General features: G+C 30.8%; 14 protein-coding genes, 1 pseudogene and 1 riboswitch. Of the genes and pseudogenes, 7 read left to right on the forward strand and 8 right to left on the reverse strand.

The features are described from left to right. The first annotated feature begins 67 nt into the window (after positions 1-67). Positions 68-637, forward strand: a complete 570-nt coding sequence (locus L8W56_RS00295; RefSeq protein ID WP_263659043.1) for an NUDIX domain-containing protein — start codon at positions 68-70, stop codon at positions 635-637. A gap of 12 nt (positions 638-649) precedes the next feature. Here the strand turns inward: L8W56_RS00295 and L8W56_RS08805 are convergent, their stop codons facing one another. The 5 genes and pseudogenes from L8W56_RS08805 to rpmB form a co-directional block, all read right to left on the reverse strand. Beyond that, positions 650-1,111: a CZB domain-containing protein gene (locus L8W56_RS08805; protein ID WP_412175096.1), complete on the reverse strand. Its 462-nt coding sequence runs from the start codon at positions 1,109-1,111 to the stop codon at positions 650-652. Beyond that, positions 1,097-1,381: pseudogene (locus L8W56_RS08810) on the reverse strand (methyl-accepting chemotaxis protein); the annotation flags it as partial. The pseudogene L8W56_RS08810 and the gene L8W56_RS08805, both read right to left, overlap by 15 nt. A gap of 431 nt (positions 1,382-1,812) precedes the next feature. After that, positions 1,813-2,028 (reverse strand): YdcH family protein, encoded by a 216-nt coding sequence (locus L8W56_RS00305; RefSeq protein WP_263659044.1) that lies wholly within the window; start codon positions 2,026-2,028, stop codon positions 1,813-1,815. A 51-nt stretch (positions 2,029-2,079) separates the two neighbouring features. Further along, positions 2,080-3,207: a potassium channel family protein gene (locus tag L8W56_RS00310; protein ID WP_263659045.1), complete on the reverse strand. Its 1,128-nt coding sequence runs from the start codon at positions 3,205-3,207 to the stop codon at positions 2,080-2,082. A gap of 25 nt (positions 3,208-3,232) precedes the next feature. Further along, a complete protein-coding gene (gene rpmB / locus L8W56_RS00315; protein ID WP_012661734.1) occupies positions 3,233-3,427 on the reverse strand; it encodes a 50S ribosomal protein L28 in 195 nt (64 codons plus the stop codon). A 142-nt stretch (positions 3,428-3,569) separates the two neighbouring features. On the opposite strand from rpmB, the gene rpe reads away from it, so the two are divergent. The 3 genes from rpe (at position 3,570) to thiC (ending at position 6,457) form a co-directional block, all read left to right on the forward strand. Continuing rightward, positions 3,570-4,217 (forward strand): ribulose-phosphate 3-epimerase, encoded by a 648-nt coding sequence (rpe, locus tag L8W56_RS00320; RefSeq protein ID WP_263659046.1) that lies wholly within the window; start codon positions 3,570-3,572, stop codon positions 4,215-4,217. Continuing rightward, the gene (locus tag L8W56_RS00325) at positions 4,214-4,978 is read left to right on the forward strand and encodes a 3'-5' exonuclease (RefSeq protein ID WP_263659047.1); all 765 of its coding nucleotides are present in this window, start codon (positions 4,214-4,216) and stop codon (positions 4,976-4,978) included. Before rpe ends, L8W56_RS00325 begins: the two co-directional genes overlap by 4 nt. A gap of 32 nt (positions 4,979-5,010) precedes the next feature. Then, positions 5,011-5,115: riboswitch (TPP riboswitch) on the forward strand. Positions 5,116-5,158: 43 nt separating this feature from the next. Next, entirely contained in the window at positions 5,159-6,457 is a 1,299-nt protein-coding gene (gene thiC / locus L8W56_RS00330; RefSeq protein ID WP_263659048.1) for a phosphomethylpyrimidine synthase ThiC, read from the forward strand. Positions 6,458-6,484: 27 nt separating this feature from the next. Here the strand turns inward: thiC and L8W56_RS00335 are convergent, their stop codons facing one another. Together L8W56_RS00335 and nrfH are read right to left on the reverse strand one after the other, a co-directional pair. Next, on the reverse strand, positions 6,485-8,302 hold the full coding sequence (locus L8W56_RS00335; protein WP_263659049.1) for an ammonia-forming cytochrome c nitrite reductase subunit c552: 1,818 nt from the start codon (positions 8,300-8,302) through the stop codon (positions 6,485-6,487). A gap of 16 nt (positions 8,303-8,318) precedes the next feature. Beyond that, complete coding sequence (gene nrfH / locus L8W56_RS00340) at positions 8,319-8,813, reverse strand: cytochrome c nitrite reductase small subunit (protein WP_039618639.1); 495 nt, start codon at positions 8,811-8,813, stop codon at positions 8,319-8,321. 227 nt (positions 8,814-9,040) lie between these two features. On the opposite strand from nrfH, the gene L8W56_RS00345 reads away from it, so the two are divergent. Continuing rightward, on the forward strand, positions 9,041-11,134 hold the full coding sequence (locus L8W56_RS00345) for an RNA degradosome polyphosphate kinase (protein WP_220566850.1): 2,094 nt from the start codon (positions 9,041-9,043) through the stop codon (positions 11,132-11,134). Positions 11,135-11,155: 21 nt separating this feature from the next. Here the strand turns inward: L8W56_RS00345 and rpoD are convergent, their stop codons facing one another. Next, the gene (gene rpoD / locus L8W56_RS00350) at positions 11,156-13,033 is read right to left on the reverse strand and encodes an RNA polymerase sigma factor RpoD (protein ID WP_133318727.1); all 1,878 of its coding nucleotides are present in this window, start codon (positions 13,031-13,033) and stop codon (positions 11,156-11,158) included. Between the two features lie 134 nt (positions 13,034-13,167). Between rpoD and L8W56_RS00355 the strand changes: the two genes are divergently transcribed. After that, the gene (locus L8W56_RS00355; RefSeq protein ID WP_133318728.1) at positions 13,168-13,980 is read left to right on the forward strand and encodes a flagellar hook-basal body protein; all 813 of its coding nucleotides are present in this window, start codon (positions 13,168-13,170) and stop codon (positions 13,978-13,980) included. Positions 13,981-13,996: 16 nt separating this feature from the next. Next, entirely contained in the window at positions 13,997-14,791 is a 795-nt protein-coding gene (gene flgG / locus L8W56_RS00360; RefSeq protein ID WP_133318729.1) for a flagellar basal-body rod protein FlgG, read from the forward strand. Positions 14,792-14,866: the final 75 nt, after the last annotated feature.

Raw genomic sequence — 14,866 nt, forward strand, 5'->3', positions numbered from 1 at the left:
ATTCTTTCATTTTTTTTCATACTCGTTTTATTTTGTTATAATAGATGTAAAATTATAAGGATTTTACATGAAAAATTTACAAGAAGAGCAATTTTCTAACTCAAAATATATTAAACCTAAAAGATATACTTATATAGGTAAAGATAACAAAAAATACACTTGGGATTTTATAGAAGCATTAGATAGTGTTTCTGTTTTTTTATATCATACTCAAAAAGATTCTTTTGTTTTTGTAAAGCAATTTAGAATTCCTTTATGGGATTATCAAAAACGCAATAACTTAAATTTAAACGAGATGGGGTTTAGTATAGAACTTTGTTCAGGGCTTGTTGATAAAGATTTGAGTTTGGAAGAAATAGCTAAAGAAGAATGTATTGAAGAACTAGGTTATGCTCCTAAGGTTGTAGAAAAAATAGGGGAATTTTATACAGGTTTTGGTTCAGGTGTTAGTAGACAGTTTTTATTCTATGCTGAAATTAATGAAGATGATAAAATTGGTAATGGTGGTGGAATTGAGGGGGAAGATATCCAAGTAGTATGGATAAAAAGAAAAGATTTTGAAAAGTTTTCTAAAGAAAATCCTATAAAAACTCCTTTACTTGAGTATGCGTATTTATGGTTTAAGGGTAAGAATTAATCTTACCTCTTTTTATTTTTCCTCTTTATTTTCAATATTTAGATCTTTTTCATCAAGCATTTCTTTAAAGATTCCAAATAAATCTTCAGAAGCCTTTTCAGCATTAGAGCATTTATCTAAAATTTGATTTTGTACTAGTTTATCACTTGTATCTTCATTATGTGCTAAAGCAACGGCTTGGTTCATATTTTCATGTACTTTTTGATGTGGTAAATTTAACTTACCAAAAGTTCTTCCGCCAGAAAATCTTTCCTTGCCAATACCAGCAATCCATTTTGCAAGTCTGCAACTTAAATGATCAGATAAAGTTTTTCCTGAAGCATGAATAATTTCATTATATCCATTTAATTTAAATGCAATATGATCTAGTTTTGCTAGTGATATGAATATTTCAGAGGTAATGCTTTTAGCGTGAGAACTAGTTGAATTTGCATTAGAAATTAATTGAGCAAAATTACTAGAGAATTTTACTATATGCTCATTAGATTCTAATGATACTTTTTCTACTTGTTCACTTTGTCCATACATCTCATCAGCATTTTGTTTTAATAGGTTAATATTTAATTCTACTTCAGAAGTTGCTTTTTGTGTTTTTTCAGCAAGTTTTCTTACTTCATCAGCAACAACAGCAAAGCCTCTGCCGTGTTCTCCTGCTCTAGCAGCTTCGATTGCGGCATTTAGTGCTAAAAGATTGGTTTGATCGGATACATCTTTGATTAAGTTAATAACATTAGTGATCTCATCAACGCTGCGGTGTAAATTTCCCGCTGTATCTCTTGAGCGATTAGCTGATTCTATAATGCTTTGAAGTGAAGATATGATAGAGTGAGTTATTGAATTTAACTCTTGCATATCTTTTAAAGAGGAATCAGAATATTGAGAAATCATTTCCGCTTTATTAACATTTTCCTGCATATCACTTTGAACATTTGCAATACCTTTTAAAACACCATTTAATAGCATTTCCAAAAGATTTGTTTCAAGTTCAGTTTTTCCGCAATTTCCTTGAAGTTGTTTTTCATAATTTTTAATTAATTCTTGTTTTTCTGAAAGAAGTCTTTTGTTTTCTTCTTCTAGTTCTTTGATTTTATTTTGTAAATTTTCAAAGTCTTGTGATAATTGACTTTTTTTTCCAAACATATTTAATCCTTAAAAGTTAAAAAAATTGGTAGAAATTATTTTTTATAATTTGATAAATAAGTATTTAATTCATCCTTTAATTTTAACTTTTCTTTCTTTAGATTTGCTATTTCTAAGCTATCTAGATAAATTCTACCTTCTTCTGCATCTTTGATTTTGTGATCAAGTTTGTTGTGCTCTTCAAACAACTTATCAAAATGCATATCCTTGCCTTTTAACTCGGTGATTAAATCCCTAAATTCATGTAGCATGTAAGCCTCCTTTTTTGAAATTTTATTGTTATTGATTATAGCTTAAATAAGTTAAATGTATTTTAACTCGTCAGGTTTTTGTTTATTTTTAATAATCTTTTTAGCTATTTTTATACTATCTGCTGTACCAACGATTAACAATTTTGCACCAGTGCCTATTAAAGTGTCTCCTCTTGGCATAGGAGTAAATTTTTTATTTTCCAAAATTCCTACTATGCTAACATTTGCCATATCTCTTAAATGGATTTCTTTTAGTCTTTTAAATCTCACCCATGACCCGTCAGGAATTTTAACCTCTTCTAAATCAATAGGGCTATTTTTTTTGTAAAGATAATTTTCTAATAAATTTTCCATATCAGGTCTTGCTGACATAGCACTAAGTCTTTGTGCGACCAATTTTGTAGCAGAAACTATGGAATTTGCTCCAAGTTTTTTGAGTTTTTCAGTTTCGTCTTCATTGCTTGAGCTAGCTAGTATAAAATAAGGATTGATTCTTTGTAATTCTTTTTCAAACAATCTCACTGAAGCAATGATGGCTATATTATCTGCTATGTTATTGCTAAGAGTAATTACACCTTTTGCGCTAGAAAGATTGGTCTTTAAAAAGGCTATATTTGTATGTGGAGCACTTTCTATATAATAAGGATAATTATATTTTTCAGCTATCTCGCTAAAATTTTCTATTTCATCAACAACAACAAAAGGAATGTGATTTTCTTTGAATTGTTGTGCTAGTTCTATGGTAAAATCATTGTGATAGCATATTACAAAATGATTTTTTAATCTTGCAACTTTATGAAGCATTCTTCTCTCCTTGATTATTTTAGACAAGATTCCTTTTTTTACTATTTCTATCACTAAACCCATGCAAAAAGTAAATATTGTAAAAGTTAATAATACATATATAACGGTAAAAATTCTACCCGCTGTTGGTATGGGATTGACTTCAGTGTAGCCTAAAGTGGTAAATGTCATACCAGCTTGGTAAATAGCATCATTGAGATTATAATTACTTGTAAGCATATAACCAAAAGCTCCAATTAGTGTCATTATTACGACAGCAATAAGAGGGATTCTTAAAAATCTAAGTTGCTCGTAAAGCTCGTCATTGAGGTTGATTGAAGGTTTTGGAGAGGGGGACCAATTGAGGAATTTTTGTAGCTTTTTCAAAAAAGACATAATAATTCCTCGTTTATATTAAGGATTATTTGCTACTCTGTTTTTTAAGTGTTCTTAAAGTTGAAGCAGCAACTCTAACTTTTCTAGTAGTTCCATCTTCTAAAGTAATACGAACTGTTCTTAAATTTGGCAAAAAGCGTCTTTTAGTTTTGTTGTTAGCATGGCTAACATTGTTACCTACCATAGGTCCTTTTCCTGTAATTTGGCAAATTCTTGACATAAATTTTTCCTTATGAAATAAAAATAATTTTTAGCATTATATCTAAAGCAAGCTTAAAAAAATCAAATATTATTAAAAATACATAAAGAAAATTTGATAATAAGTATGATAAAATTATTTTTTATTTTATTGGAGATATATAATGTATGTAGCGCCAAGTTTATTGTCTGCAAATTTTTTAAACTTAGAAAATGAGATTAAAGAAGTATCTCAAGCGGGAGCTGATTTGTTGCACATTGATGTGATGGATGGACATTTTGTGCCAAATCTTACTTTTGGTCCTTGTGTGATTGAAAATATTTTAAAAATTACTTCAGTACCTTTAGATGTGCATTTAATGGTGCATAATGTTAGTAGTTTTGTAGATTTATTTATACCTATAAAACCAAAATTTATTAGTTTTCATTTAGAAGCTGAAAACCATCCTATTAGGGTGTGTGAGTATATAAGAAAAAACGGCATTCATCCTGCTATTGTATTAAATCCACATACTCCAGTTTCAAGCATAGAACATATTTTAGAATTTGTAGATATGGTGCTTTTAATGAGTGTTAATCCAGGCTTTGGCGGGCAAAGTTTTTTACCTTTGGTGTATAATAAAATTCGCCAGTTGAGAGAAATGATAGATAGGAAAAATCTTAAAGTTTTTATAGAGGTTGATGGTGGGGTAAATGGCTTAAATGCACCTGATTTGGATGAAGCAGGAGCTGATATTTTGGTCGCGGGTAGTTATATTTTTTCTTCGCAAGATAAAAAAACAGCAATTAATTCTTTAAAGCTTGAATTTTGAGCCAACAACAAATCGATGATTTAATCATCAAACTAAGCAAAGAAAATAAACCTTTTCCTTGGGTTTTAAGAGAACTTGCAAAAATAGAAGAATTAAACCACTATGATTTTGATTTATATATTTTTGAGCTTTTAGGACTAGGGGTAGAGCTTAATGCACAAAATTGTTTGTGTTTAAAAAGTAAAAATACAAAAATAAAAGATGAGATATTTTGTGTTGTAGATATTGAAAGTACTGGCGGGATAAAAAGTGGTCAAATTTTAGAAATAGGTGCTGTAAAAATTCAAAATTATAAAGAAATTGATAGATTTGAGAGTTTTGTAAAAGTAGATAGCATACCTGAAAATATTACAGAATTAACTGGGATTAGTTTAGATATGGTAGAAAATGCTCCTTCTTTGAAAGCTGTGTTAAATGATTTTAAGTTATTTTTAAAAGATAGCATTTTTGTAGCACACAATGTGCGTTTTGATTATCATTTTATATCTAAAGCTATGTATGAAAATGATTTTGGAGTGCTTTTAAATAGAAGATTATGTACTATTGATTTAGCTAAAAAATGCATTGAAAGTCCCAAATACGGCCTTGATGCTCTAAAAGAGTTTTTGTGTATTGAAAGTAAGCATCATAGAGCTTTAAGTGATGCTTTGGCCGCAAGTGAAATTTTGAAATACTGTCTTAAAAAAATTCCTTTTTACATTAAAACTACTGAAGAATTGTTACATTTTAGCAAGCAAGCTAAAAATCAAACAAAAAAATAAACTTTGTTTTGTATTTATTGCTATACTTCTTTTGCATAAATGACGGGAGCTTGTGATACAGGCTGAGAGTAAGCTAAAAGCTTAGACCGCACCAGAACTAGGTAATGCTAGCGTTGGGATAATTTATCAACTACTCACATACCCTTCATTTATCCAAATTTATTTCAAGGATAAATTCAAATGAAAACTCAAATGTCTTATGCAAAAGAAGGAATTTTCACAAAGCAAATGCAAATTGTTGCACAAAAAGAACAAGTAAGTGAAGATTTTTTGCTTGAAAATATAGCATGTGGAAAAATCATCATTCCTGTAAATATCAACCATAAAGCATTAGATCCAAATGGTATTGGTTATGGACTTAAAACAAAGGTAAATGTGAATTTAGGTGTTTCAAATGATTGTGTAGATTATAGTGAAGAGATGAAAAAGGTAGAATTGGCTCACAAATTTAATATAGAAGCTATTATGGATCTTAGTAATTATGGTAAAACTAGTCGTTTTAGAGATGAGCTAATTGCTACTTCAAAAGCTATGATAGGTACTGTGCCTGTTTATGATGCGGTAGGTTTTTTAGAAAAAGATTTAAAAGATATTAAAGCAAAAGATTTTTTAGATGTAGTATATCATCATGCTAAAAGTGGAGTGGATTTTATGACAATTCACGCAGGGATAAATTCTCGTGCTGCTAGGGTTTTTAAAGAGTGTGATAGGATTACTAATATAGTTTCAAGAGGAGGTTCAGTTCTTTATGCTTGGATGCAAATGAATGATGCTGAAAATCCATTCTATGAATATTATGATGATTTGCTTGCTATATGTAAGGAATTTGATGTGACACTTTCTTTGGGTGATGCACTAAGACCTGGTTGTACTCATGATGCAAGTGATGGAGCTCAAATTGCTGAACTTATCGAACTTTCATTGCTAACCAAAAGAGCATGGGCTCAAGATGTGCAAGTGATGATAGAAGGACCCGGTCATATGGCTATTAACGAAATAGAAGCTAATATGCAACTTGAAAAAAGAATTTGCAATGGAGCTCCATTTTATGTTTTAGGACCATTAGTTACTGATATAGGTGCAGGATATGATCATATAAGTGGAGCAATTGGTGGAGCAGTTGCAGCAGCAGCTGGCGCTGATATACTTTGTTATGTAACTCCTGCTGAACATTTAAGACTTCCAAATTTAGAAGATGTAAGAGATGGTATAGTAGCAACTAAAATAGCAGCTCATGCAGGAGATATAGCCAAGCTTCCCAAAGAAAGAAAAATAGATGATGAAATGAGTAAAGCAAGACAAGATATTGATTGGGAAAAAATGTTTAAATTGGCAATTGATGGAGAAAAAGCTAAGAAAATGTTTAATGAAAGAAAACCTGAAGAGCTTAATTCTTGTTCAATGTGTGGAAAAATGTGTGCTATGAACACTATGAATAAAATTTTAAAAGGTGAGGATGTAAGTTTGATAAAAGAATAAACCCTCGATTGCGAGGGTTTATTTTGATTAATCTATTAATTTGTAATTATAAGGTTTTAGATTTTTATCATCTTCAAGAAGTTTTGCTGGTGGATTACCATTTACTTCTTGGTGTTTATAGTAGCGATCACCTGCTTTATTGCCATTTAGATCTACTTTATAGTGAATTTCACCTGGATTTAATTTTTGAATATCTTCAAAACCTAAATTTGAAGTTTTGAAATCTTTAATGCCATTTTTGGCTGCAATTTCTGCTAGCTTAGTTTGTCCTTGTCTTGACATATCAACTGATTGCAAAAGCATTCTTGAAGCTTCTCTAGGATTGTGGAAACCTGTTGAGTTTTCAGCACCTACAAAGTCCGCTCTAATTTGAGATTTTCTATGTAGTTCTAATACTTCTTTTAATTCAGCTGAAATTTTAGCATCATCTGCTTTGCCATCAGTTTGAAATTTAGGCATTTTTCCAAGTTCTGCACGAATAGTTTCTATATCTTTAATCAAGCTTACTAAAGAATATTCAGCTGTTCTTAAATCATGAGCTACTGAATTTTGAATATCTTTTACTTGTTTAGCTAAATAGCCTTCGCTTTGAGTATGGCAAGTTTTACAAGCTGAGTTAATATCAACTAAAGGTGATGTGATGTTGTGGTTAGTAACTTTTTTTGCACCTTTTCTAATATAAGGCATATGACAATCTGCACAACTTACACCATTTGCAGCATGTACTCCACCACTATAAAGTTCGCTTTCTGGGTGTTGAATTTTAATCATTGGCGCTTTTGTGATTTTATGAACCCAATCACTTGGAAAATTTTCTCTATTTTTTTCATAATAATCATCAATCATTTCTATTCTAAATGGCTCGCCTTTTTTCCACTCACTCCATGGAAATGCTAGCTCTATACCATCAACTTCGATTTCAACTGGCTTGTTACCATCTCTCCAAGAATCAAACTCATCATAAGTTTTTTGAGTGCCATTCCACCATTTTTTAGAACTATCATTAGCAATACTTTCGCCTATAGTTTTCACTTTAGTGCCTGTTGGTTTGAAGTAGTATTCAACATGACATTGAGAGCATACTAAAGTTCTCATTTCGCTTCTTGAAGCTTTAATGCCTTGTTTTTCGTCTGCTTCATAACCTCTTGAAATTAATGCTTTAATTAAAGCTGGTCTTGTAAGTCTTAAACTCATATCTGTTGGGTTGTGGCAATCTGCGCATGTTACACCCATTCTTTTTCCACCATGAGGTCCGCTGTGTTCAGGTGAGTTTTCTTTAGCTCCATTTACAGCTGGGATAGTTTTAACCATAGTCCAATATTTTGCAGAGTTAAATGCTACCCAATCACCTTTTGCAGTGTTGTTTAAAAGCCATGGAGTCCATCCGCTATGACAATTCATACAAGCCGTTGGTTGACCGCCAAATCCTGTAAAACCATGTGCATTTAAGAAATCTTTATTATTTCTAGCTGTATCCATTTGATCTACTTGAACCCAAAAGTGTCCTCTTTCTTCATTTGCATCAATGCTAAATGGATAACCTGCCCAAAGAACAGTTAGTTGTGGATAGCGAATAAGCTTTGAATAAGCTAAATTTCCACCAAATTCTGTTGCATTAGGTGTTTGTTTTTCTACTGCTGTGTGCATGTCTAAATAATCAGGAAAGTTCTTTCCCCAGTAATCAAAAGTAGGATTTTCATCACCAAGTTTTACAATTTCTTGTGAAATGATCCCGCCTACTGAATCATTTGTTTTAGCTGTAATGTCCTGATTAAGCCATAATACACCTGCAATAGCTACTATAGTAGCACTTATAGCACTATATAAAATGCCTTTGTTATTCATTAAATACTCCTTTCATTTAAAATCCTCTCTTGTGACCAACACCTTGGTGGCAAGATACACAACTTAAAGCATTATCTTTATGTGGATCTAGGGTAGGGTTGATAGTGTTACTCGCAATTTCTTTGTGACATTCTATACAGTTATTTTGGACTATTTCTTTACTTTTTGCATTTGCACTCAAATGTGTAGGTAAAGAATCTAGTTTGAAAGTAAATGCATAAGCATGTCCTAAGCCACTTTGAGCTTTAGCAATCCATTTTTCAAAAAAGCTATGTGGCAAATGGCAATCATTACAGGTTGCTCTTGGTTTACCATCAACTTCTTTAGAGTGCGAAGCTTTTAAATAATCATTATAAACCTCGTTCATAATATGGCAATTATTACAGCTTTCACTAGCATCGCTAAAATAAGAAGTGCCCTTAGCATTATGGAAAGTATACATTCCAACTCCTGCTAAAATTACAAGTAAGAAGAGGAAAACAGCAAAAAGTTTTGAGTTTGCTTTTTTCAAAGTCTCTCCTTTGAATGAAGTTTAAGTTACAAGAACTTGTGTATAATTATATAACACCATAAAGGTAAAAAAGTAAATATATATTTATTAATCATTTATTATTTTTTTAATAAGATAAAAAAAGTGTTATTTTTTTATATAATTATATTTACTATTATACAAATAAAATAAATTTTAATGAAAGAAATACTAAAATATAAATATCTAGAAATAAAGGTAGGTATATCATGCAAATTCAACCATCAATGTATATTAACAGAGAACTTTCTTGGCTTGCGTTTAATTCTCGTGTTTTAGATCAATGCTCTAAAGATCTTCCTTTGCTTGAAAAACTTAAATTTATTGCTATATACTGTACAAATTTAGATGAGTTTTATATGATAAGAGTGGCTGGATTAAAACAACTTTTTGTGGCAGGAATAAGCACAACAAGCAATGATGAAATGACTCCTCTTGCGCAACTTAAAGCTATTAGAAATTATCTACATGAAGAAAAATATGTAGTAGAGCAGTATTTTACTAAAATTACCCAAGATTTAGAAAAAGAAAATTTATTTATTCGCTCATACGAAGAACTTGATGAGGATTTAAAACAGCAATGTAATGAGCATTTTTTTTCTAATATTTTTCCTGTGATAGTTCCAATTGCAGTTGATGCAACTCATCCTTTTCCGCATTTAAATAACCTTTCATTTTCTTTAGCGGTAAAACTTTGTGATCCTATGCACCCTGAACTTTTAAAATTTGGCATGATACGCATACCTAGGGTTTTACCAAGATTTTATCAAGTAAGTTCTAATATTTATGTGCCTATAGAAAGTATAGTACGCTATCATACTGAGCATATTTTTCCTGGCTATAAGCTCTTATCTTCTGCTGCTTTTAGAGTAACTAGAAATGCAGATATGGAAATAGAAGAAGAAGAAGCTGATGATTTTATGTTGATTTTAGAGCAGGGTTTAAAACTTCGTAGAAAAGGTGCTTTTATACGCTTGCAAATAGAAAAAGGCGCAGATGAGCAGTTGATTGAATTTTTAAGTTCTCATATGAATATTTTTCATAAAGATATTTATGAGTATAATATACTTTTAAATTTAGCTTCATTATGGCAAATCATTTCCAACAAAGAATTTACACATTTGCTAAATCCTATGTATACACCAAAAATTTTACCACCTTTTGGGGATAATGTATCTATATTTAGTGCAATAGATAAACAAGATATTTTGGCTATACAGCCTTATGAGAGTTTTGAGCCTGTATATCAATTTATCAAAGAGGCAAGTAAAGATCCTAAGGTTGTTTCTATAAGAATGACTCTTTATAGAGTAGAAAAAAATTCAAACATAGTTCAAGCTTTAATTGATGCAGCAAGCGATGGCAAACAAGTTACTGTAATGGTAGAATTAAAAGCGCGTTTTGATGAGGAAAATAACTTGCATTGGGCAAAATCATTAGAAAATGCAGGGGCTCATGTGGTATATGGAATCACTGGTTTTAAAGTGCATGCAAAAGTAGCTCAAGTGATTAGAAAAGAAGGGGATAAATTAAAAATTTATAATCATTTAAGTACGGGTAATTACAATGCAAGTTCAGCTAAAATTTATACTGATGTGAGTTATTTTACTTCAAAAGAAGAATATTCTCAAGATACTACAACTTTTTTTCACATACTTTCAGGATATAGTAAAAGTCGTCGTTTAAAGACTTTATCAATGAGTCCAAAGCAAATCAAAGAAAGAATTTTAGATATGATAGCTACTGAAGCAAGCTATGGAAAAGATGGAGTAATCATAGCCAAAATGAATGCTTTGGTAGATGGTGATGTGATTAAAGCTTTATATGAAGCTTCAAATAAAGGTGTTAAAATAGATCTTATTGTGCGTGGAATTTGTTGTTTAAGACCTGGAGTAAAAGGATATAGTGAAAATATAAGAGTTAGAAGTATAGTGGGAAAATATTTAGAACATGCTAGAATTTTATATTTTAAACATACAACACCAAATTATTTTATTTCAAGTGCTGATTGGATGCCAAGGAATTTAGAAAGAAGACTAGAATTAATGACTCCTATTTTTGATGAGCATTCTCGTGCAAAGTTAGCTCAAATTTTAAAATTACAATTAAGCGATAATGATTTGGCTTATGAGTTAGATAGCGAGGGAAGATATCGTAAGGTTGTTTTAAATGAGACAGAAAAAATCAACAATTCTCAACAAACTTTAGAAGAGTATATTAGTAGAATTTTTAATACCTTGAAAAAAGATACTGATCACAGCAGGGCGACGCACTTAGCAACGAAGCTTTTTAGGGATAGCTAATCCTTGCTTTTTTGGCAAGGATTATTTCCAACCTTCTATGTAGTTTTTAAGTTTTCTACCAACTTTTGGGTGTTTAAGTTTTTTTATAGCTGAGCTTTCTATTTGTCTTACTCTTTCTCTTGTGACATTTAATTCTTTACCGATTTCTTCTAAAGTTCTATCACTTTCATCATCCATTAAGCCAAAACGCATTCTAATAACAGCCTTTTCTCTATCATTAAGCTGATCTAAAACTTCATCAATTTGTTCTTTTAAATCATCTTTTAAGATGTGATCCATAGGTGAAATTGAGGTTCTATCTTCTACAAAATCTCCAAATTTACCATCATCCTCGTTGCTAATAGGTGCTTCTAGGGAAATTGGTTCTTTAGTAATTTTAATAACTTGTTTTACTTTATCTATACTAAGTCCTACTTCTTTTGCAATAATACTTACATCCGGTTCTTTACCTTCTTTTTGTAAATACTCGCGAATGATTTTATTGATTTGATTGATAGTTTCTATCATATGAATAGGAATTCTTATAGTTCTTGCTTGATCAGCAATTGCTCTTGAAATAGCTTGTCTAATCCACCAAGTTGCATAGGTTGAAAACTTATAACCGCGTTTGTATTCAAATTTATCTACCGCTTTCATTAAGCCTATGTTGCCTTCTTGGATTAAATCTAAAAATGGTAATCCGCGGTTAGTATATCTTTTAGCAATGCTTACAACTAAGCGTAAATTTGATTTTGCCATTCTAGTTTTAGCCTCATCAGATATTTTTTTACCGCGTTTGATTTGCTCTAGAATTTCTTTTAATTGATCTTTTTCTAAATCAAAAGAATTTTGACTAGCTTCTTTAGTTTGAATGAGTTTTTTAATCTCCATATAAGTGCTTACCATGGTAGTTTCTAAAGCACGCTCGGCTATTTCTTCTTTGCTAAGTTTGGTAATATCTTTTAAAATATCTTGGTGTCTTTGTTTTAATTCTTCTGAAAACATTGGTAAGCGATACTCTAAGCGTTTTAATTCTTTATCAAATTCCTCATCACTTTTTAATGCTGTTTCCATAGATTTTACTATTTCAGAAATAAGTTTTGATGTTGGACCTAGATCCATTAGTTTTTCTTTTAGTATATTTTTCTTAAAAGCAATTATGAGTTTATCTAATAGTTCATCATCATTTTTTTCTGCATTAATAGTAGATATAGTTTTTAACCATTCTTTTTTTGCTTTTTCTAATGCTTTAAAGCTTTCTATGACTTTTAGAGTTCTTTCATCTTCTTTTTTATTTGTTTTTTTAGGTTTTTTTTCATTAGAATTTTCATTTTCCTCATTTTCATTTTCTTCTTCAGAGTCTATTTCTTCATCGCTTTTATCATCATCGCTTTTATCATCATCCTCAAAGCTTTTAAAAAGCTCTTTCACTCTTCTTTCTCTATTAATTAAAGGTTCTTTATAATCAAGTATAAAATCAATCAAATAAGGCACAGAACAAAAAGCATCGATGATAATGTCTTCGCCTAGCTCAATCTTTTTAGAAATTTCAATTTCTTCATCTTTATTTAAAAGAGCAATTTGTCCCATTTCTCTTAAATACATTCTTACAGGAGAGTCTGATCTGCTCCACTCAAGTAAATCATTTTCATTGGCTAAATCAAATTCATTTTCCAAACTTGTATCTTGTAATTTTTGTTTTTCCTCTTGTAGCTTTTTTGCTTCTTCTAAATTTCTTTTTTTGGCAATTTCAGCTGAAGAGATTAATTCTACTTTATATTTATCCATTAGATCACGGATTTTTTTTGCACTTGTTGCGTTTGGAAGCTTTGCAAAATACTTGACAAGTTTTTCATATGTGATATAATCTTTAGAATTTTCTTTGAAAAGTTCTTCTAAAACATTAGTTTCATTAGCCATGGATACCCCTTGTATTTAAGTAATGAGTGTAAAACTAAATATTATGCCTAAAAATTAATTAAAAACAAATAAAAATATTTTGGAACGACTTTTGCTTTGTTAGTGAAAAATTAAGATTTTAGTTAGGAAAAATAATGCAAAATGGGTATTATCAAGCCACTGGTGCTATGGTTACGCAATTTAATCGCTTAGATGTTGTAACTAACAATCTAGCAAATGTAAATACAAGTGGCTATAAAAGAGATAATGTTGTTATTGCAGATTTTAAAAGGATTTTTAAAGAAACTCAAGATGAGTTACCTATACAAAATCACACAAGAGATGCTGCAAGATTTGTTAATACAACTATAGATAGAGTTCCGCAGGTTAATCATGTCTATACAAATTTTAGTGTAGGTTCTATGAAAATGACGCATAATCCTTTGGATTTAGCTCTTACTCGCGAAGATACTTTTTACTTGATTAAAACAAATAATGGTGAAATAAGATTAAGTCAAGATGGAAATTTCCAACTTGATGATGAGGGTTATTTGGTAAACCGTCAAGGATATAGAGTTTTAAGCAGTGATTATTTTAATAATCCCGAAAATGATGGCATACGCATAGGAGATTCTACTTCTTTTATTAATGTGGATAAAAATGGAATCATTAGTGCAGCTAATCAAAATATTGCAAGATTATTTGTAGCACAAGTTGATGATTTAAGAGATTTACAAAAAGATGGCGATAATATGTATAAAATTGACAATTTAAACAAGATTAGAGATTTACCAAATTCAAATGCCATTAAGCAAGGTTTTACTCAAGGATCAAATGTTAATCCAGTTACAGAAATGGTAGGGTTAATTGAGGCAAATAGAATGGTTGAGATGTATCAAAAAGTGATGACATCTCATATGGATGATTTAAATCAAGAAGCTATTAATAAATTAGCAAGTACTAAATAAACTAAGGATAGATAAAATGTTAAGATCATTATACACAGCAGCATCAGGGATGGTATCGCAACAAACACAAATTGATGTGACTTCAAATAATATTTCAAATGTTAATACAGTAGGTTATAAAAAATCGCGTGCAGAATTTGCAGATTTGATGTATCAAACGATGAAATACGCAGGAACTTCAACCTCAAGTACCACAAAACATCCAAGTGGCATTGAAGTAGGGCTTGGAGCAAGAGTAACAGCTGTAAGTAAAATTTTTAGTGAAGGTAGTTTAAAACAAACATCAACTTCAGGTCTTGATATGGCAATTGCTGGTAATAATGGCTTTTTTCAAATTCAAATGCCTGATGGAACTATAGCTTATACTAGAAATGGTCAATTTACTAAAGATGCTGAAGGAAACATAGTAAATTCAGATGGTTATAGACTTTTACCGGAAATGACTATACCTGAAGATGCTATTGCTATAAATGTGGCAAGTGATGGAACAGTTTCAGTAATGCAGCCAGGAAATACAGCTGAAACTCAAATAGGACAAATTGAACTTGTAAATTTTATCAATCCTGCAGGTTTACATGCTTTAGGGGATAACCTTTTAGTAGAAACTGATGCAAGTGGGGCGCCTATTGCAGGTATAGCGGGCGAGAACGGTTTTTCTGTCATCAAACACGGCTTTGTGGAGCTTAGTAATGTTCAACTTGTAGAGGAAATGACTGATCTTATTACAGGACAAAGAGCTTACGAAGCAGGCTCAAAAGCAATCACTACAAGTGATGATATGCTTGGAATTGTAAATCAATTAAAACGCTAGAATTAACTAGCGTTTATAATATGTAAAAATATTTAAAAATATACTAAAAAACTCCTATTTATAAATACTTATAAA

The organism is Campylobacter sp. IFREMER_LSEM_CL1085 (assembly GCF_025772235.1).
Classification (GTDB): domain Bacteria; phylum Campylobacterota; class Campylobacteria; order Campylobacterales; family Campylobacteraceae; genus Campylobacter_D; species Campylobacter_D lari_D.

Bases quoted from the DNA above. Each gene is read 5' to 3' on its own strand.
- L8W56_RS00355 (WP_133318728.1), top strand. From the start codon at position 13,168: ATGCAAAATGGGTATTATCAAGCCACTGGTGCTATGGTTACGCAATTT.
- L8W56_RS00310 (WP_263659045.1), bottom strand. From the start codon at position 3,207: ATGTCTTTTTTGAAAAAGCTACAAAAATTCCTCAATTGGTCCCCCTCT.
- L8W56_RS00305 (WP_263659044.1), bottom strand. From the start codon at position 2,028: ATGCTACATGAATTTAGGGATTTAATCACCGAGTTAAAAGGCAAGGAT.
- L8W56_RS00345 (WP_220566850.1), top strand. From the start codon at position 9,041: ATGCAAATTCAACCATCAATGTATATTAACAGAGAACTTTCTTGGCTT.
- L8W56_RS00295 (WP_263659043.1), top strand. From the start codon at position 68: ATGAAAAATTTACAAGAAGAGCAATTTTCTAACTCAAAATATATTAAA.
- rpmB (WP_012661734.1), bottom strand. From the start codon at position 3,427: ATGTCAAGAATTTGCCAAATTACAGGAAAAGGACCTATGGTAGGTAAC.
- rpoD (WP_133318727.1), bottom strand. From the start codon at position 13,033: ATGGCTAATGAAACTAATGTTTTAGAAGAACTTTTCAAAGAAAATTCT.
- flgG (WP_133318729.1), top strand. From the start codon at position 13,997: ATGTTAAGATCATTATACACAGCAGCATCAGGGATGGTATCGCAACAA.
- rpe (WP_263659046.1), top strand. From the start codon at position 3,570: ATGTATGTAGCGCCAAGTTTATTGTCTGCAAATTTTTTAAACTTAGAA.
- thiC (WP_263659048.1), top strand. From the start codon at position 5,159: ATGAAAACTCAAATGTCTTATGCAAAAGAAGGAATTTTCACAAAGCAA.
- L8W56_RS00335 (WP_263659049.1), bottom strand. From the start codon at position 8,302: ATGAATAACAAAGGCATTTTATATAGTGCTATAAGTGCTACTATAGTA.